Origin of the sequence: Flavobacterium sp., assembly GCF_036759525.1 — a bacterium.
GTDB lineage: Bacteria > Bacteroidota > Bacteroidia > Flavobacteriales > Flavobacteriaceae > Flavobacterium.
Genome location: NZ_DAIOUN010000012.1, coordinates 1 through 19,000, shown reverse-complemented (window position 1 = coordinate 19,000; position 19,000 = coordinate 1). Strand labels below are relative to the sequence as shown.

Here is a 19,000-nt window from a genome sequence, read left to right as displayed (position 1 = left end):
GCACTTTTAGTAAAAAAGGCAAGTGAAGGGGAATGCCAATCAAATAGACCAACGATATAGTGAAAGGCATCTGTAACGGTATCTGCTCTGAAAAAGATCCAAGCCATGCACACCATCAAAAAAGTGAAAGCTACTTTGTGAATATCACGCCAAGTATATCCGGGCGTCAAAACCGAATTCCGATTGGTTTGAGTCAATAACAAAGGTAAAAACAACAAAGCATGAATCAAGCCCCATATAATAAAAGTCCAATTGGCTCCATGCCAAAAACCACTTACCAGAAAAATAACAAAGGTATTGCGAATACTAAGCCATTTGGAAACCCTACTCCCTCCTAGCGGAATGTAAAGATAATCCCGAAACCAAGTGGATAAAGAGATATGCCACCTTCTCCAAAAATCGGCTATATCTTTGGCAAAATAAGGAAAGTTGAAATTTCGCAACAAATCAATCCCAAACAACTTAGAAGTTCCTAAAGCGATATCCGAATAGCCACTAAAATCACCATAAATTTGAAAAGCAAATAAAATACTACCCATCCACAACTCGGGTGCTGACAAGGTAGCCGACTGCGAAAAAAGTTGATCCACAAAAAATGCACAATGATCGGCTATTACCACTTTTTTGAACAAACCCCACACAATTTGTTTGACACCTTGCAGGGCTTGTGACATTTTGAATACGCGTTTCTTTTTAATTTGAGGTAATAAGTGAGTAGCCCGTTCAATCGGACCGGCTACCAGTAAAGGAAAATAACTCACAAACAGTGCATAAGATACAAAATGCGATTCTGCCGGAATACGTCTTTTGTAAATATCAATCACATACGACAATCCGTGAAAAGTATAGAATGAAATCCCAACGGGAAGAATAACCGCCAACGTTCGCATATGAACTTCAAAACCGAATTGTACCAATAGCGAAGCAAAAGATTCGGCAAAAAAATTGTAATACTTAAAAACACCCAAAAAACCAATATTTACACACACGGTCAACCAAAACCAAAAGGTGCGATACCGTTCGGTAGTGGCCCGTTGCATTTGTAATCCGGCAGTGTAATCTAAAACCGTAGAGAAAAGCAATAAAAACAAAAAACGCCAATCCCAACAAGCGTAAAAATAATAACTGGCACCCAATAACAAGGCGTTTTGCAATGCTAAAGCTTTTTGATTAACCAACCAATAAAGGGTAAAAACCAAAGGCAAAAAAAGTAAAAATTCCAACGAATTAAATAGCATACTTAATCTCTTTTTTGTGAATAAAAAGCAGCAAACGATTGCTGTTGCAGTTCCAAACCATACAAGGCCTGAACGCGTTTGTAAGCTCTTGCCCGAAACTCCGATTGAACCGCAGGACTCAGTTGAGTCACTTCTATCAATTGTGCTGCCAAAGCTTTCGGATTGCGTTTGGGCACGACCCATCCGGTTACTCCGTGTAATATATTTTCGTCCAAACCGTCGGCATCACTTACCACACACAATAATCCGGAAGCTTGGGCCTCCAAAACGGCGTTGCAAAAACCTTCTTGAAAACTGTATTGAATATAAATTTGATGGTCTTGATAAAGTGCCAGAACCTCTGCATGAGGGAGTTTTCCTTTAAAAAATACACGCTCTGTGAGTCCCAATTGATAGACGGCAAACTGCAATCGCTCCAACTCGGGTCCCGACCCTACAATGGTATATGTAAAATCAACTCCTTCCTGTTGTAAAATTGCTAAAGCGGTTAAAACCGACTCCAATCCTTTTTTCCAATGCAACCGCCCAACGGTCAATAACCGATAAGGTGAAGCTAAGGCACGATCTGAAGGTTTGAAATCTTCCAATTTCAGAGCGGGTGGGATTATTTGAATGAAATGTTCTGGCACACCACAAGCCATCAGATGTTGCTTCATTTGCTCGGAAAGCACATGATAACATACCGTTTTAGAAAACAATTCCCGGTAACAACCCGGATGCTTTACAGGATAAATAAACAAATCAAATCCCCGAAAACTTACTCCCATTTGGGCTCCAATAGCTTCTGCTACATGAATGCGTCCCAAAGCTAAAGTTCCAAACCCAAAATGAAGCCAATCTAAAGTGTAAGGTAAAAAATGAGCATTGATTAGAACATTTTGAAAGGCTTTAAAATAAGAGTTCTCATTTTTAAAATGCAGTGAAAATAACCGAAATGCTTTGGGAAAATTGAAAAGCAAATACCCAATAACTCGAAACCACTCCCAAAACCACCGTTTATGAAAACGATACAACGAAGGAGCCACTACTACATTACACAAATCAAAAGAATACGTAGGCGGCTCTTTTACAAACAAAAGCACTTCATGCCCTTCACGTTTCAAACCTTCTATTTTAGACCTGAAAAAGGTTTCCGAATAGGCTGGAATAGCAGGAAGTACAAGACCTATTTTCATGAGTTAAAAGAATAAAGCGATTCGAAACCGGCCAACATCAATTGTGCCGAATGTTGTGCCTCTATAGTAGCTCTTGCATTCTCCAATAGACGTAAACGGGAAACGGCATCCAACTGCTGCAATTCCAAAAGCCTTGCGACTGCAGCTTCTACATCTCGGGTTGGAAATACAAAACCATTCTCACCGGAACGAACCACTTCAGTCATGCCACCGGAATCTGACGTAACGACCAAAGTCCCCAACGCCATAGCTTCCAAAACCACATTGGCAATTCCTTCCTTATAACTGGGTAAAAATAACACGTCTGCTTTTTGAATATACCCCGAAACTGCTGCCGGAGGTACTGGTGGTAAAAAAAATACACTATCCAAAAGATTCAATTGTTCACATTGAAAAAGTAATTCTTCTGTAGGCTCAACACCCAACAATTCGTAACGAAATACAATTCCTTTTTGCTTCAATTCATAAGCCACATCCAATGCGAAAGGATAGGCTTTAATCCAATGGGCTCTACCCACCGATACTAGTGTGAAAACTTTTGATGGGGTTTCTTTGGGTCTGAACTTCCAATCCGAAAGCGACAGTCCGCTGTAAATAACCCGTATAGATTCGGCTGGAGCCAAATAAAGTTGAGCCTCTTGAGAAATTGCTTCAGATACCGCATGAAAGGCATCTACTTCAGGAAAATAAGTTCGATAAAGTTCTGCCAATTGAGGATCACAAATCGGACTGTAATTGATGTGAGCCCCGCGAAGACTCACTACATAACGCATTCCAAAATGCTTAACCCAAGCCCAATCCGCAACCGACTTAGCCCACTGCAAATGAAAAACATCCGGTTTGTGATACAAAACCGGATAATATTTTATCCGATGGGAATAGGTAAATCTTCCCTCCTCTTGCAACATCCGATCCAATTTCTGTTTCGCCTTAGGTTGAAATACAGTCAACAAAAAAGCATACCGCAAAAAAAACAAATAACGTGTCCATCCTTTGGAGGGCCCCACAACCCGTAAAAAAGGAGAATCATAAACCACTCTGCGACGAACCGACCCCATTAACAAAACCGAATATTCCATTTGTGCTAACCCCAAAGCCAAACGTTCCAAAAAAGGAGCCGGAGGCACTTCTCCGGTATAAAGAGCTATCGTTTTTCGTTTCATAACTTATGAATTTTAGAAAAAACCGATAGCGTAAGTAATGTACTTATCACATGAGAGTGAGCCAAATGAGCTCCCGAAGTAAATCCGTCATAAAAACGTTGTACCAATGCGGTATCTACCCATGATGAAAAATGAGGGTTTTCAAACAACCATTCTTCCAGTTTTGCAGCATTTTCCGGACCTAAAAACTGATTCTCATAATTGTTCCGAACCAATTTTTGATTCCCAAACAAAGGCTTCCAGACCGAATTAACCCATTTTTGTTTTACTCGAAAAGGAAAATTCCAAGGAAAAGTGTTCCAAGTATAAGTATACAAGTTAAACGGACGATGGTCTTGCCAAGTGATTTGAGCCAATCCCGGATTTCGAAGTTTCAGATAGGCAATTTGAATCTGCCGATCAGCTAAATAAGCTTCGGGAACCGAACAAATGAAAGCACACATTCGATTGTCATAATAAGGTAAAAGCATAGGTTTATGAGCTCCAAAAAACTGAAGATTTACACTCGTCCATCGTGGTGCCCAATACTTGCTTTTAAAAGCTCGTATACGGGCATTTGCACTCTGAGGTATCGGAATTTGAGCCAATCCCTCACGTATACGCGACTCCAAATAAGGGGCAAATTGACCCTCCAAACCCCAGCTGGTCCACAAAGCTTCTGCAAAAGGAATGCCTTGCTTCTTCAAAACTTTTTCATACAACACTTTAACCTGACCTTCAAAATCCAAATCATCCGGTACATGCATAGAATCAAAAAGGACATCGCCCCAATGACCCAAACAAAACACGTCACCCATAGACTGCCAACGCTCCATAACTGCCACCTGACGTGGATGGGTAAACTCGGTGTAGCAACCGTTTAAAGCTCCAACAGTCTCTATGGAATCCCATAAATAACCGGGCGGAATTACCCATTTCTCAAAGGGAAACCCACACACTTGAGCAATTTGGGCACTGTAAAGGGTTTCGGGGTGTCCGGAGGCTAGCTCATAACTGTAACTCGAAACATCGGCTCCCAAATGATGTAAAGCCGCAGCCAAAGTCCTACTGTCTAATCCACCGGAAAGAGGCAAGATAACTTTTTTATCAGTAACTTGCTCGGCTATAAGAGATTCAAATAAAGTAGCAAATTCCTGAACCACTGTTTCAAAAGACCGTTCAACAGGTGCATAATGCCACTCAAAATAGGGTTCTTCCGATAACACGGTCCCTTTTTCGGAATCTAGCGTATAAAGCGTTCCCGGTCGCAATACTTTTTGACCTTCATAATACGTGTCTTGATCAAAGAAAAAGCCGGTTGCCGCAAAAACACAAATGGCTCGGTAATCCAATTTTTGTGGATCTCCAACAAAATAAGGTGCTACCGGTAATATAGGAGTTTGAACGGACTTCATCTTCTGTTTTGGGCTAATTGTCTGTACAAAACTTCATGTTGAGCAATAAAAGAGGCCAATGAAAAATGCGTGGTTGCATAGGTTCGTAAGGCTACTCCAATAGCTTGTCGCTCTGCAGAGTTTAGGTTATAAAAATAAGAAATTTTTTGAGCCAACTCCGAAGCATTTCCGCTTTCAAATCGATATTCTGGGAAATCCTTTAAAATAAAATTAATACCGGGGACATCCGAACCCAATACGGGAACTTCCAGGCTCATGGCTTCTAACAAAGCCATACCCAAACCTTCGTGATGACTGCACATAACTTCCAAATCGGCTTGAGCCAAAAGCGGCCGGACATCTACTTGTTTTCCGGTAAAAACCACACGCTCACTAAGTCCTAAACGTAAAACTTGCTCTTGCAAAAAAGCGGCATAGGGGGTTTCAGAATCGCCAACAATGTGCAATTCAATGTTTAAATCGCGAAGCAAATACATCGCTTCCAACAACAATTCAATATTTTTAACCGGAACCAAATTGGCTACGGTAAGAATTCTAAAAGTACCCGAAGAGGGCATTTGGGGAAAATGTTTTCGGGAATACACATCCATATCCAAACCTATCGGAATGAGTTTTTGCTGCTTTTTATAGGGAAAAAACGCATGCATATCTGCATTTATAGTTACAATCCAATCAGCTAGAAAACTCTTTATTTTCCAATGTATATTGCCCCAATTCATGGCTTTCTTGGTGTACACGTAACGGGCTCCACCCAAACGGGCTGCCAAAATCTCTGTCCAATCACTGCTCCAATGCCAAGAATGAACTACATCTATCTGATGGGTTTTAATAAAATTGCGATAAGGCTGCAAACGAGAATACAAACTCAAATAGGGTCGCAAAGGTACAGTGGTTTGCAAGAAATGGATAGGAACTCCCAAAGCTTCAACTTCTTTAAAAAAAAGACCTTTGGAATGATGACATAAAATAAAAACCTCAAATAAATCCGGATTCAAACCCTTTACCAAATCATAAACCACCTTTCCGCTTCCGGCAGTATCAAAATTGGGTATCGTATATAAAATTCGTATTTTGGAACGGGTCATTTCAATTTAGGTATCAGAGAAAACAATCTGAATATAAACAGAACAAACATACTATAAAAGTTTTAGATGTCCTATTAAAATACAAAGGGTTTTTGTCCCTATTACACTTCAAACTGACTGTAAAAACGGCTTACTTCTGCTGCCACTTGCTCCCACGAAAATTGAGAAACCGAGGTTCTTAATGCTCGACGCAATTGCATCTGCAAATCAGGATTTTGCAAATAACTCAAAGTAGCTTCATACAAATCATCATAAGCATTGGGAGGTACCAAAACACTAGTGGTTTCATCCAAATACCCTCGTACACCACCCACATCAGTTGTTAGAGTGGGTAAACCACAGGCAATAGCTTCCAAAATGGAATTGCAAGCTGTACTGTCTTTTAAAGGCAAAAACAAAGCAGTGGCTCGGCGATACAAATGCAACAAATCAACATCCGAAACCCCGCTCAAAACCCGTATACAAGAATGTACCGGAACAAATCGGGCAAATTCACTTCGTAAAACTACCGTAACCTGCAAATGAGGCAATTGTTGAGCCAAACGGGGAACTACATAAGCCAAAGCTTCAAAGTCTCTGAGATGCTGACCCACAAAAAGCAAATGACAAGCATCGGGTTCTACATCGGATGCCGGAGAAAAAAAAGTTGTGTCTATTCCGTGTGGAATGAATGAAACGGCATCGGTTTCTAGTCGATTTTTTAAAAAATCAACTTGATTGGGACCCACCGCTATGGCACCGGCCATCCCTTTCAAAAATGAAAAGTGAGGTAAGGTTTGCTCCAATACCAAAGGAGGTTTATGAAAAGTAGCTACAACCGGAACCTGAAAAACTGTTTGTGCCAGTTGTTTTACATACCGAATATCACGCTCTCCATTCAAATAATGAACCATGCGAGAAGTACCCAAAGAAGAAACCAGTGTCCAAAAAAGTTGCCATTCTTTAAGTACACTATTCGAATCATAAGTACCGTAACCCGGTTGGCACCTCTTAGACAACCATTTGGCTACTGGATAGGGCATCAGACTAGAGCCGGAAGGAATCAAAACCGGTTGTTCCAAATAGTCCAACAAGCGACCGTATCCTGAATACTGTGCATGATGAGGAGAACGATGATGAACTATGAACTTTTTCATGGTTTGGGATTTTCCAACATAATTTGAAGAAGGCGTTTGATATTCAAAGGAGGCGAAATAACGGTTTCATAATACGCTCGGGCATTTTGACTCAATCGTTCACACAAGGCAGTGTCCTCCAACACGTGCTCACAAAGTAAGGGAATTTCAGCAATAGAATTGAAAAAAAGAACGTGTTTTCCATGTTCCAAAGGTACGGGCAATTCCGTCGACATGCGTTCTGCCAAAATAACTTTGCCTTGCGACAAATATTCGGCCATTTTCCAAGCCGGAGAATCTTGTATACCGCGTGTATAAATGACAATTCGAGCCTTTTTAACCAATTCTAAATAGGATTGCGGATCGGTTTTTAAGGAAGTCACCGCATCAGGATAATGTGCCATAACAAAGGGGGAAGGAACAAAACCTCCCCGAAATTGCAAGGGGAATTTTTCACGCATCAATTGAATAATGCGATAGCGATCCTGATGTACCGCCTTTAAATCAGGGTTATCTTCATGTAAAAAACAGCGGGTCTGAAACAAAATTGTAGATTCTGAACCGCGTTCCGGAATAGCAAAATGTGAAAGGCTACGTGAAGTTTGTACAAACTTCCAATGGGCCATTTGTTGCGAATAGGTAGTGACCAATCGATGAAAAAAAAGACGATCTATTTTAAATTGCAAACGCAAATTACTCCAGAGTAATCCTCTAAAAAAAAGAGATTGAGAATGACGATACGGTGAAAAAACACCAAACGTAAGTCCTAAAGGCAAAAGTTTAGCTTGAAATTCTTTAGGCAAATGCGAAACAAATTGAGATTGATAATTGCGTTTGAAAACATAATCACAATGCGTTAACGCATACAACGAAAAAGAATCGGCAGCATCATACAAATCGGTGGCAAATCGAATCACCTTTCCCGTAGTTGCATCTTCCAACTCATAAAATGAAGTCTTAGGATGCGGTTGATTTCGCTCTTCCACACCTTGAGGAGTAACCCACAACGTACCCATTCGTTTTAAAACACAAAAAACCACTTGCGTTCGTATAAATCCGGCTTGCTCCAGTTCAAACAATCCGGTTTGAACATAGGAAGAATGATTCAATTCTTGGGGAGTAAATAGCCTTACGAGATGTGGTTTCATGAAGGAAATATAGAATTAAGCGATTCTTGCAATTGGGTTATTGTACTTTGAATGCTAAACTTTTCAAGTACTTTTTTCCGTGCAGCCCGAGAGAGTTCTTGAAGCATTTGTGGGTTCGAAAGCAATTCATAAACCGCCTGAGAATAGGCTACCGCTGTGGTAAGAAGCCCATCTTCTCCGGAGGTTATAACTTCATCAGGACCTCCTGCTCCCTTTAAAGCTACTACAGGAACCCCACATGCCATAGCTTCTGTCATTACCATCCCAAAAGATTCATGCTGACTCGGAAGAGCTAAAATAGTACTTTTAGCATAATATTCTGGCAATTGATCATGAGAAACAGAACCAACAAACTGTATTTGGTCAAAACAACCCAATGTTAAAGCCAAATCTTGCAACTCTTGATAATAATCGGGATCACTCACCGGACCGATCAATTGAAATTGCAATGAGGTCAAACCTTGCTCCAAACAATAGGCAAAGGCTCTCAATGCCAACTCAATTTGCTTCAATCGGGAAATCCTTCCTACATAAGTAATAACCAAAGGTTGGGATTCCCTTTTTAAAATGGGTTGAAATACGGTAGTATCAATTCCCAATGGCAACACCCGAATGTCTAATGGAGCAAAATGAGGATGCTCTTGCAATTGTTTTTTTTGATAAGCGGTATGAACCAACAAATGGTGGGCGTTCTGATAATAAGTCAAAGCGGGCCCATCATAACTCACATGCAATCCGCCTAGCATAGCTATATAAGGTTTTTGTTGTGATTTGAGAAATTGCCCCAATTGAAAAATATAAGAACTTCCGTGCCCCGACATATTGATTAGGGTAACATCGGGTGCAGAGTGTCTGTAAAACTTAAAATGAGAGGCCGAAGATTGGTTCCGCCATTGATGCCGTTTCAAAATAGGATGCGATACGGGCCAAAATCGTTTCAATACTCCGGAAACCTTTCGCTTCTTTGGAAAAAATGACCCCGTAAAATAGTCTACTGCAAAAGAAAAAGAAGGATCATTTTCTACCAAGGCTTGTAAAGCCATGACATGAGACTTACTATGTGAAGTCAACAAATCCGACTCTTTCAAACCTATGGCTTGGGCCGTAAAAGGATGCAATAAAGCTATTTTTTTCATAAACTCAAATTCAATTTTTTACGAATACGTTTGGTATAGGATGCTATTTTTTTCAGAAAAAGGCGTCGCCATTCTCTGCGATAATAACCGTTAAAAAAACGATACAACCCATTCCATACAAAGTCGAAGGGGTGGTGCTGGGTATGATGAATACCGGAATAAGAAATATAAAAAGATTCAGGTGCCTTTGTGTAAACTACTTCACTCGAGGTGAGAGTTCGCTTCCAATTGATAAAATGCAAATACAGGACTTCATCTTGTGTATGGGTATCAAGCATTTGGCCGGATTTCCAAAGCCATCGATCTAAATAATAATCTTGGTGCGAATCGCGTCCACGCTCCTGATTTAACAAAATGTCATCCCAATAAACACGACATAAAGTGGGATTATTTTGCAAAAAAGAAGTTAAAACATGCTCGTCAAACCACTGAAATTTAGGCAATTCAAAAAGGGTCTTATAGTGGGGAACTTGTTTGTAAAGAGTACGATAGAATTCGGTATTGCGAAACAAATTAAAATGACCGGAAATCGCATCCTTACGGCTGGAAATAATATCATATTTTTCTAATATATCAGGGGTGATGAACGTACGAATAGCACCCCAAATGATATCCATATCACAAAAACCCCAAAAATCATATTCTGTTATATATTCCTCAAAAATTGCTCCATAGGCCGGCTTCAAATCACAAAACTTTCGAGGAGAAAGCGGTACTTGTGCCTCAACAATGGCATTGACTTTAACATTCAATTCAGACAAAGAAGTTGAGATAAAACGTATATTTTTAGGATAAAATTCAGGAATATCACAATCGGTAATTAGCAACCAATCAATGGTAGGATTGTGAGAAATGGAAAGCAAATGAGCTTCAAACCAAACAGGCCACTTTCCAAAATAAGGCAATATGAGAACTACAGACTTCATAGGGACTGTGAGCTTCTTTTTCGCAAAGCATCAAAACCTTTTTGGGTTAGCAAATTGTAAAAAATCCAGAAAAAAAAGACGGGATAGGTAACCGAAAAACAGCGGGCAAAAAATCCATAATGCTTTATCACAAATCGTACTTGTTTGGCCTTAATAAGACTAATGTATAACTTTCTACCGTAGCGTTTTGCTTCGTGCAACAATTCCGAATCGGAAGCATATCTTTTTTGCAATTTTGAAGACAAATATACCAAAGAATTCAATTGATGCTCATTCAAATTTCCGGACAAACGGGATATAGAATCCATAGTTTCCCTATGGTACCACAATCCCGAATTGGTAAAAACAAAACGCAATGGTTGAGCAAAAACACGGGTAAAAAACTCAAACTCTTGAGCTTTCCGCAAGGCTTCATCAAAGGTAAAAGGAGCAACAACTTCACGTTTAAACACAACATCTCCGGTTAGTATAGACAAACGGTTCAATAGATATGTGCGGTAAAAATCGGTATGAATCTCCTCTCGAACATCGGTCAGAGTCGTTGCAAACGAATGGCTATCCGATGCCGGTTTACACACCAATACATCTGCCGAAAAGGAAAGCAAACCAGTTAGGGCCAATTCTAATTTTTGCGGAGCCATCAAATCGTCACTGTCAAACCAATGCACATAGGCTCCTGTACTTTGTTGGAAACCAAAATTACGAGCTCCATTGCCACCGGGTTTAAATGATTCCGGTCTTTGATAATAGAAAATACGGGGGTCACGTGCTAAATAAGACGCAACTAACATCGCCGTATCATCTGTACTGCCATCATCAACAACTATACATTCCCATTGGGTGTAGGTTTGAGCCAATACACTATCTAAAGTCTCGCCCAGCAAATGAGCACGATTGTATGTTGGAATAAGGATAGAAACCAACGGAGAGGAATGCAATATTGAATCAAGCTCGGTTTTCATAAATAGCAAGCAATAAATTACCCAATAAGGAAGCTGTATAGTGTTCGCAAACAAAAGCATGCCCCTTCTCCCCCATAGCATCCCGCAAAGAAGGATGATTGAAAAGTTCAGTTATTGCGGATGCGAATATAACCATATCCTCAGAATCTATCAAAAAACCGGATTCGTTTTTCAATAGTCCGTAGGTAACCCCTCCTACAGTAGATACCACTACCGGTAACTTCAAAAACTGAGCTTCCTGAATAACCAATCCTTGGGTTTCGGCTCGTCCGGTTTCGGGCTCTTCCAAACCGGTATAAATAAAAACATGCGATCGGCCCATCCAATCAAAAACAGCTTCTTGCGATAAAGCTCCGGTCCAACGTATCTGTGAAGCAATGCCCAAATCGAGTGCCTGTTGACGCAATTCAGCTTCAAGTGGCCCCTCTCCAATCATGAGCAGTTGCATATCGGCAAAACCTTGATTTTTCAAAATGGATAGCAAAATCAAAGCCCGATCCGGTCCTTTCAAGGCAATAAAACGACCACAAAAAACCAAAGTAAAATGGGGCATTTTGGGCAAATGCAAATAGGGCTCTAAATACCTAGGATGAAATCCAACCGGTAATACCGAAACCGATTCTAAATAAGGGGCTACCTGCAATAAAATCTTTTTCAAATAGAGTGTGTTTACAGTAAAAGCTTCAAAATGAGCAAACATATCAGCATATAAGGAACGGTATTCCGATACTTTTGAAGGAGTTAAATCCGAACCGTGAAATGTAACGATACATCGAGAATTGTTCAATAATCCGGCTTTTTTAAAACGGGCAACCTTTACACCGTTAAAACCAAAATGACAATGAATAACATCAAAACGCTTGCGAAGTAAAAAAACCGGCATATCCCAATACAACTTGCGTCGCTCAGCCTTTTGGGCTGTAGGCAACAACAAAGAAAACAAAACCGGATAATCCAATGAAAAAAAATGGCGAATGGCAAAACGAACCAATCCTTTAAACACACCCCAACGGGTTTTCGCATTTTTAAAATGAACGATAGCCCTTTGCGTTAAACCGTAATCCGAAACCAATTGATGTACTACAGCATCGGTCCCAGGATTGTATGCAAAAAGGGTACAATCATGTCCCCGATCAATCATATCGGCTACCTGCGAAGCGATAAAAGTCTCCGTAACACTGGGAAAAGTAGTCACTACATATAAAATTCGCAAAGGCTTCATGGCATAAACTTACGGATATTTTTTAAAGGATAACGTATTTTTTACCCCAAAACTTTTAGAACAGGTAACAGGACAATCAATCCAATAAACGATAGCCTTTTTTAAAAGTCAACAGCAAAACAGCTCCCAAACTAACCCGCAACCAAATTGCAAAATCATGCGTTTGAAAAAGCAATGAGGTTAGGCTCTTGTAATAGCCCCACCAAGGCCAACCACCTATAAGTGCTCTTCGCAAGGTTTTGCGATAAAAACGGGCTATATGCCTTTGGTAAAGTGGCCGTTGTGCAGGATTCTGTGCAGTCAACAAAGCCAAATGCTTAAACCGAGCCTGATAAGCCGAAGCAATTTCTTCCGGATTTCCTTTGGATAATTCTTGTTTCAAGGACATATCATGCTGCCGATATTGCACCAAAGGAGTCGTCAAAAACTGCAATTGGGGCTGGGCATAAAGCATGCGTAAGTTAAAATCCCAATCATCCAAATTTCGAAGTTCTTCATCAAAAAGTTCCGGTTGTTGCTCCAAAAAAGAACGACGCCACATTGGACCGCAAACGTAAAATGAAACGGTTCCAATAAAATAAGCTTCGATAAGATTTTCAGAATAAATTTGAGATTTAGACAAAAATCGCCCATCCTTAGCCGAAATCTTTTGCACAGGGGCAATAACAGCTTCTGTAGTTGAATCAAAATGGGAAAGATAGGTGGCCAATGCTTCCGGTAAAAGCAAATCGTCACTGTCAAAAAAATAAATAAAGGAACCCGTACTTTGCTCAAAACCGTAATTGCGACACGCATTGGGGCCTTTCATCCGATTGTCGGGTCTAGTAAACAATCGAAATCGGGCATCGCGTTCGCAATAAGACAGAACCACGTCCCGTGTAGAATCGGTAGAGCCATCATCAACAAGCAAACACTCCCAATCCGTATGGGTTTGCCTGAGAATGGAATCCAGAGTCTGGGCAATCCATTCAGCCCTGTTGAATACCGGAATAAGTAGAGATACTTTATTTTTCATGGGTATCCGGATAAAAATGAAGCCATCGCTTTCGCAAACGGTACACAGGACGTTGAAACCACAAAACCAAATGACCTAAAACGAATACTTCCAATGATTTTACATGGGAGTACGACTTCAATAAGGAAATCATTTCCCGTAATACAGCGGGTGCTAAAGCCAAATCGCGATGGGTTACCGCATCAAAAAACAATACCGTAAGGGTATTGAAAAAATGCCGATTCAGTTCGGAATCCTGCAACGATTGACTCAAGGTTCTAATTTGTTGAAGTACCCAAAACTGGGACTGCTTATAAAGAGGCAAATAGGTTTGATGTTGAGCTGTTTTGGAATCAGGATGCTGACGATACAAAAACAAGGGAAAATCATAGATACGATAGGCAGAAGGTTCCAGTTGGAAAAACAAACGGGAAAACAATTCGGTTTCCTGACCCCGATGCAAATCGGGATGAAATAACGGAAAAGTCTGCTGTAGTAAAAACGATTTTCGGAAAATAACACAACCGGTAATCAATTTCAAACGCCATAGTACATAATCGCGAAACAAAGTCGATTTCAGCGTTAACGAAACGGCTTCTCGCTTTTGCAAATGAGAATCCGTCACAAAATAGGAACCGGCTACCATTTGAATTCCGGCTAAATCTCCGGTTAAAAGAGTTTCGTAAAAAGTAGGTTCCAACACATCGTCACTGTCAAAAAAATGCACCCAAGCTCCTTGAGCCTTTTCAAAGCCAAAATTCCGACAAGAATTACTCCCTTTCAAAAGTGATTCCGGACGGGAATACAAAGCAAAACGGGAATCCTGAGCAATAAAACGTCCTACAGTTTCAAGTGTAGTATCGGTACTTCCATCATCAACAATCAAACACTCCCAAGACGTAAAAGTTTGCTCCTGTATACGCTGTAACGTGGCTACAATAAGAGAGGCTCTATTGAAAGTGGGAATAATGATGGAAACCTGACAAGACATGCATTCTATTTATAAAACGAATGTAGCGAATTGAACACAAACCACCAAATTAACGAAGGTGTGTAGGCCCTAAGACGGTGTTTAACTTGCGACTCTCCAATATACCGGGTTTGATTTTTCGAACCAATTGAAGCTCATGCAATGCCAAACGAGCTTCTGAAAGACGTAACTTCAATACGGAAAAAAGAATCTTCTTTTGCAATTTTTTTTCAATTTGTGAAAATTGAGGCGTAACCCGAATATCGCCTTGTCTGATTTTATAATTGCGTTCTTTTTGAGTCCAATAGGCTAAACTTCCGGGTAAAATAGATTGAGGTTGGCGTGCCTCGCGATCGTGACGCACATAGGCATCCCGAACCACACCAATTTGAAAACCGTGAAACAATACCCGTTGGCAGTAATTATCGTCTTCTCCGTAATGAAAAAACAACGGATCAAAACCACCTACCCGCTCCAAACACGACAATCGAATCAACCAAGCGGCAGCATTAACAAAAGGAACAGTATACAATGAAACCGATTGTCCCAAAACGGCATCCGAATAAAAAGAAGGCTCGGTGGAAGATTGCATATACTTGGAGAAATTAAAATCCAAAGCCGTTCCGGTGCCGTTCAAATGTACCGGACTCAATATACCGTAGTCGGGATTTTTGTGTTGCTGCTCCAAAAGAAGTGACAGCGAACCCGGATGCATATAAGCATCTTGATTCAACAAAAAAACGGAAGTAGCTCCTTGGTCCAAAGCATAACGAATACCCACATTGTTGCCCTGACCAAAACCCAAATTGGTGGCTTGAGGTAAAACCGTAACTTTAGGATAGTGGGATTTCAAATGGGCTACGGTCGCATCGGTCGACAAATTATCAACCACCACTACCGGATAATCACGCACCGACTCCAAACAAGCATCTATCCAAGGGAGAGCATTATAGGTTACTAGTATAACAAACGTACTCATAAATCTTGAAGAATTTGATGTAAATTCTGAGCAACCATTTGTTTTTGCTCCGCCGTTTGAAGGCTAATTCGCTCCGTTGGCCAATTGCGGTACAGTGCAGACACCTCTGCCAATGAATCAAAATCGAAACACGAAAAAGTGGGATCAATCCAAGTTTGAATATACGAACTCACTTTAGATAATTTGGGATTCAATCCAAAACAAGGCACTCCAAAACTTTGAGCTGTAATAATGCCGTGCAAACTGGTACCCAAATACAGTTTCGATTGAGCAATAAGAAACATAACATCATATACCGATTGGGGTTGTACATACCTAAAAGTAGTATCTAAAGCAGCAAAGGCCTTCAAAATAGTATCATCTTCATGTCCGGGAGCAAGACCAATTGGACACAAAACAACTTGCAATCCTAAAGAATCAGCAAGCTCACGTAAAGAAACCGCAAAGTTTTTCAAATCAGTAGGGCCTTTATAAGAACCCAATTGCAAGTACAAATAGGGTTGAGAAAACGAAAGATTTGAAAACGAAAGTTGAGTTTCCAAAAAAGCAATCGGAAACAACTCAGACATCAACAAAGCGGAGTCGGGAACCAATTGGGCCGAAACCGAATGCTCCTTCATACTTTTGAAACTTCGCTCATCGCGAACCGATACCAAACGTGCAGCGGTTAGTGCCTGTTGCAAATGCAAATTCAACCCCGTTTGTGGAGTGCCGGAAAAAGCTCCTCCAACCGAACTGTAATAAATGGGAAGTTGAGGCACACCCAATTCGGATGGTAAAGGACAAAACGGAACTTGTACAGCTCGTGTTCCCAATAAACGAGAAGCTACGGCATAGCGTTGCAACAAGCGTTTAAAACGCGGTTTTCGCATCAAACGGGAATACAACGGCTGAATAAAAGCATACAAAGTAGACCAAGAAGCAAAAAAAACCTCGCCGCCCCCTACAACCAATTTACCGGGTTCGCGTTTCAAATCCCGCAACAAAGAAGCATAAGAAGAAGTGGGTAAAGCTTTGAAATGAGTCAAATTACTGGAAACAACTCCATAATTGCGAAAATCAACCGCATAACCGGCATCTTTCGCAAAGGCTTGAAAAACCAGCGGAAACAACAAATCGCCATAGTTGATTCGATCGGATGCAGATAAAAAATAGACAATTTGAGGTTTAGTTCCAGTCATAATCACAATAAAATCCTTTATTCCAGGAAGGTAAAACTCCGGTATGATAATAATCTCCTTTTTCAGACTGCAACCAGAGAGCTTCTTTGAGGTAATCCAATACCTGTTTGCCGTCTTTGATATAAATATTCAAATAAAAAACACCTTGATGTAAAGGCCACTTAGGTATAGTGAGTTGGGCTTCAAACTCGGTTTCCGATATCGAATACGGCTTTTGTAGGGTTTCGGTAGCACAATGAAACTGAGGTTCGTCTTCAATACTGTATATCCCAATACCCAGTTGCAAGGGATTCGGATAAGTACCTTTGGTTATTCGAACCCGAATCTGAACGGTCTCACCGGATAAAAATACCGATAAAGGATGGCCTTGCGTATCGGTTAAAGCAATAGACTGCACCCCAACTCCATCAGAGGATTGCTGCCGCTGACTCGTATTGAAATCAAAAACTTGCTGTTTCGACGCGGTATAAAACTGAATACATTCTGCTATAGGTCCATCAAAAGCAACACTACCCTGCTCCATAACCAAACCTCGTGTGCACAAACTTTTAACAGCAGCCATATTGTGACTTACAAACAAAACGGTTCGCCCCTGAGTTCGGGAAATATCTTGCATTTTTCCAATAGCCTTTTTCTGAAACTCGGCATCACCCACAGCCAAAACTTCATCTACAACCAAAATTTCAGGTTCCAAATGAGCCGCTACTGCAAAAGCCAAGCGAACGGTCATCCCGCTGCTGTAACGTTTCACAGGTGTATCTATGTAGCGTTCACACCCTGAAAAAGATATAATTTCATCAATTTTAGAATGAATTTCTTTCTTGGTCATTCCCAAAATGGCCCCGTTTAAATAGATGTTTTCTCGGCCGGTCATTTCCGGATGAAATCCGGTACCTACTTCCAATAAAGAGGCAATGCGACCCCGAGCCCGAATGGTTCCCGTAGTGGGCGAAGTGACACGCGATAGTAATTTTAATAAAGTTGACTTTCCGGCTCCATTTTTACCAATAATACCCAAAACTTCTCCCTCTTGTACCTCAAAATTTACATCGCGTAAAGCCCAAACATACGGACTATTCCCTTTGGAACTGCGATCGTTCACTTCACCAATTTTCAAATAGGGATCTTCTTTCCCACGAATTTTATGCCACCATCTATTCAAATCATGCTGCAATGTTCCGGTACCAATCTTGCCCAAGCGGTACTGTTTTGAAAGTTGTGTTACTTGAAGTATGGGTTTACTCATGAAAAAAGCAATGAAATTAAAAATACTGTTTTTTTAAATATAAAAATGAAATCCTAACCAAAATGTATAAAGAGCAAACTAAACTACATCTATAAAACTGCGTTCGGTTCGGTTAAACAACAACAATCCAACTCCTGCAATCACCAATCCAAACAAGCCCGAGTAAAGTAGCGAACCCCACAACGGAGTAGCCGTACCCAGAAAAGCATATTTGAAAAAATCCAAAATACCGGTCAACGGATTAAGATACAATACAAAGTGATACTTCGGATTCAATTGAGCCAAAACCAATGAGGTAGGATAAACTATAGGAGTTACATACATAAACAACGATATCCCAAAAGTGACAACAAAGTTTAAATCGCGATACTTAACCGTTAATGAGGAGATAATCATGCCCAATCCCAAAGCAATAAGGGCTACATTCAACACCACTAAAGGCAAAAACAAAACCGCCCAACTCGGAGCAACCGATTCCCCTTGGTACATATAATAAAAAAGAACAGCGATAAAAAAGACAAACTGTATTCCAAATTTAATCAAATTAGACAAAGCCACCTTCAAGGGCATGATGATACGCGGAAAATAAACTTTACCAAAAATATTCTGATTTTGAGTAAAGGTTTCAGAAGTAGCTTTCAAACAATCCGAAAAGTAAAACCAAACAATATTTCCGGCTAATACAAATAAAAAATAAGGAATGCCATCTGAAGGTATTTGAGCTACCTTACTGAAAATAAAAAACTGAATCACAGACGTCAACAAAGGCTGAATAATAAACCAAAGTGGCCCCAATACCGTTTGCTTGTAAAAGGTAATAACATCCCTTTTCACAAACAAAAGAAGTAAATCCCGATAATGCCAAACCTCCCGAAAAGGAATTGAAAATAAAGATTTCTTACCTGAAATTTCAAACAACCAACCGTCGTTTTGTTCCAATTGCATCTGATAGTTTTTAATTTTCAAAAGTAACATTTTATTTAAAACCCTCACAAAGAAAAGAAGAGAAACTTCCAACCCCACACCCCTACTCCCAACCCACAACAGACAACAAAAAAAAGACCTC

Annotated in this window: 17 protein-coding genes; all 17 read right to left on the bottom strand. The window is 40.4% G+C overall.

Features of this window, described 5'->3' with window-relative positions; genetic code table 11:
• A partial coding sequence (locus tag V7M80_RS09175) for an MBOAT family O-acyltransferase (protein ID WP_333695589.1) occupies positions 1-1,238 on the bottom strand: 1,238 nt, incomplete at its 3' end.
• A gap of 2 nt (positions 1,239-1,240) precedes the next feature.
• The gene (locus V7M80_RS09170) at positions 1,241-2,413 is read right to left on the bottom strand and encodes a glycosyltransferase family 4 protein (protein WP_333695588.1); all 1,173 of its coding nucleotides are present in this window, start codon (positions 2,411-2,413) and stop codon (positions 1,241-1,243) included.
• Positions 2,410-3,576, bottom strand: a complete 1,167-nt coding sequence (locus V7M80_RS09165; RefSeq protein WP_333695587.1) for a glycosyltransferase family 4 protein — start codon at positions 3,574-3,576, stop codon at positions 2,410-2,412. Before V7M80_RS09165 ends, V7M80_RS09170 begins: the two co-directional genes overlap by 4 nt.
• The gene (locus V7M80_RS09160; RefSeq protein WP_333695586.1) at positions 3,573-4,970 is read right to left on the bottom strand and encodes an asparagine synthase-related protein; all 1,398 of its coding nucleotides are present in this window, start codon (positions 4,968-4,970) and stop codon (positions 3,573-3,575) included. Before V7M80_RS09160 ends, V7M80_RS09165 begins: the two co-directional genes overlap by 4 nt.
• A complete protein-coding gene (locus tag V7M80_RS09155) occupies positions 4,967-6,055 on the bottom strand; it encodes a glycosyltransferase (RefSeq protein ID WP_333695585.1) in 1,089 nt (362 codons plus the stop codon). Before V7M80_RS09155 ends, V7M80_RS09160 begins: the two co-directional genes overlap by 4 nt.
• A gap of 101 nt (positions 6,056-6,156) precedes the next feature.
• Positions 6,157-7,191 (bottom strand): glycosyltransferase family 4 protein, encoded by a 1,035-nt coding sequence (locus V7M80_RS09150; RefSeq protein ID WP_333695584.1) that lies wholly within the window; start codon positions 7,189-7,191, stop codon positions 6,157-6,159.
• Positions 7,188-8,318: a glycosyltransferase gene (locus V7M80_RS09145; RefSeq protein WP_333695583.1), complete on the bottom strand. Its 1,131-nt coding sequence runs from the start codon at positions 8,316-8,318 to the stop codon at positions 7,188-7,190. The genes V7M80_RS09150 and V7M80_RS09145 overlap by 4 nt, the downstream gene beginning before the upstream one ends.
• Positions 8,315-9,454, bottom strand: a complete 1,140-nt coding sequence (locus tag V7M80_RS09140) for a glycosyltransferase family 4 protein (RefSeq protein ID WP_333695582.1) — start codon at positions 9,452-9,454, stop codon at positions 8,315-8,317. Before V7M80_RS09140 ends, V7M80_RS09145 begins: the two co-directional genes overlap by 4 nt.
• The gene (locus tag V7M80_RS09135) at positions 9,451-10,380 is read right to left on the bottom strand and encodes a DUF6625 family protein (RefSeq protein ID WP_333695581.1); all 930 of its coding nucleotides are present in this window, start codon (positions 10,378-10,380) and stop codon (positions 9,451-9,453) included. Before V7M80_RS09135 ends, V7M80_RS09140 begins: the two co-directional genes overlap by 4 nt.
• Complete coding sequence (locus tag V7M80_RS09130) at positions 10,377-11,342, bottom strand: glycosyltransferase family 2 protein (RefSeq protein WP_333695580.1); 966 nt, start codon at positions 11,340-11,342, stop codon at positions 10,377-10,379. Before V7M80_RS09130 ends, V7M80_RS09135 begins: the two co-directional genes overlap by 4 nt.
• Positions 11,326-12,564: a glycosyltransferase gene (locus tag V7M80_RS09125; protein WP_333695579.1), complete on the bottom strand. Its 1,239-nt coding sequence runs from the start codon at positions 12,562-12,564 to the stop codon at positions 11,326-11,328. The genes V7M80_RS09130 and V7M80_RS09125 overlap by 17 nt, the downstream gene beginning before the upstream one ends.
• Positions 12,565-12,640: 76 nt before the next feature.
• The gene (locus V7M80_RS09120; protein WP_333695578.1) at positions 12,641-13,579 is read right to left on the bottom strand and encodes a glycosyltransferase family 2 protein; all 939 of its coding nucleotides are present in this window, start codon (positions 13,577-13,579) and stop codon (positions 12,641-12,643) included.
• Complete coding sequence (locus V7M80_RS09115) at positions 13,569-14,549, bottom strand: glycosyltransferase family 2 protein (RefSeq protein ID WP_333695577.1); 981 nt, start codon at positions 14,547-14,549, stop codon at positions 13,569-13,571. The genes V7M80_RS09120 and V7M80_RS09115 overlap by 11 nt, the downstream gene beginning before the upstream one ends.
• A 49-nt stretch (positions 14,550-14,598) precedes the next feature.
• Positions 14,599-15,507, bottom strand: a complete 909-nt coding sequence (locus V7M80_RS09110; protein WP_333695576.1) for a glycosyltransferase family 2 protein — start codon at positions 15,505-15,507, stop codon at positions 14,599-14,601.
• A complete protein-coding gene (locus V7M80_RS09105) occupies positions 15,504-16,688 on the bottom strand; it encodes a polysaccharide pyruvyl transferase family protein (RefSeq protein WP_333695575.1) in 1,185 nt (394 codons plus the stop codon). Before V7M80_RS09105 ends, V7M80_RS09110 begins: the two co-directional genes overlap by 4 nt.
• The gene (locus V7M80_RS09100) at positions 16,675-17,934 is read right to left on the bottom strand and encodes an ABC transporter ATP-binding protein (protein WP_333695574.1); all 1,260 of its coding nucleotides are present in this window, start codon (positions 17,932-17,934) and stop codon (positions 16,675-16,677) included. The genes V7M80_RS09105 and V7M80_RS09100 overlap by 14 nt, the downstream gene beginning before the upstream one ends.
• 78 nt (positions 17,935-18,012) lie before the next feature.
• The coding region (locus tag V7M80_RS09095; protein WP_333695573.1) for an ABC transporter permease at positions 18,013-19,000 on the bottom strand (988 nt) is incomplete at its 5' end.

Coding starts and splice junctions, on each gene's coding strand:
- V7M80_RS09165 (WP_333695587.1), bottom strand. CDS start 3,576: ATGAAACGAAAAACGATAGCTCTTTATACCGGAGAAGTGCCTCCGGCT.
- V7M80_RS09120 (WP_333695578.1), bottom strand. CDS start 13,579: ATGAAAAATAAAGTATCTCTACTTATTCCGGTATTCAACAGGGCTGAA.
- V7M80_RS09110 (WP_333695576.1), bottom strand. CDS start 15,507: ATGAGTACGTTTGTTATACTAGTAACCTATAATGCTCTCCCTTGGATA.
- V7M80_RS09130 (WP_333695580.1), bottom strand. CDS start 11,342: ATGAAAACCGAGCTTGATTCAATATTGCATTCCTCTCCGTTGGTTTCT.
- V7M80_RS09140 (WP_333695582.1), bottom strand. CDS start 9,454: ATGAAAAAAATAGCTTTATTGCATCCTTTTACGGCCCAAGCCATAGGT.
- V7M80_RS09105 (WP_333695575.1), bottom strand. CDS start 16,688: ATGACTGGAACTAAACCTCAAATTGTCTATTTTTTATCTGCATCCGAT.
- V7M80_RS09115 (WP_333695577.1), bottom strand. CDS start 14,549: ATGTCTTGTCAGGTTTCCATCATTATTCCCACTTTCAATAGAGCCTCT.
- V7M80_RS09145 (WP_333695583.1), bottom strand. CDS start 8,318: ATGAAACCACATCTCGTAAGGCTATTTACTCCCCAAGAATTGAATCAT.
- V7M80_RS09125 (WP_333695579.1), bottom strand. CDS start 12,564: ATGAAGCCTTTGCGAATTTTATATGTAGTGACTACTTTTCCCAGTGTT.
- V7M80_RS09100 (WP_333695574.1), bottom strand. CDS start 17,934: ATGAGTAAACCCATACTTCAAGTAACACAACTTTCAAAACAGTACCGC.
- V7M80_RS09135 (WP_333695581.1), bottom strand. CDS start 10,380: ATGAAGTCTGTAGTTCTCATATTGCCTTATTTTGGAAAGTGGCCTGTT.
- V7M80_RS09170 (WP_333695588.1), bottom strand. CDS start 2,413: ATGAAAATAGGTCTTGTACTTCCTGCTATTCCAGCCTATTCGGAAACC.
- V7M80_RS09160 (WP_333695586.1), bottom strand. CDS start 4,970: ATGAAGTCCGTTCAAACTCCTATATTACCGGTAGCACCTTATTTTGTT.
- V7M80_RS09150 (WP_333695584.1), bottom strand. CDS start 7,191: ATGAAAAAGTTCATAGTTCATCATCGTTCTCCTCATCATGCACAGTAT.
- V7M80_RS09155 (WP_333695585.1), bottom strand. CDS start 6,055: ATGACCCGTTCCAAAATACGAATTTTATATACGATACCCAATTTTGAT.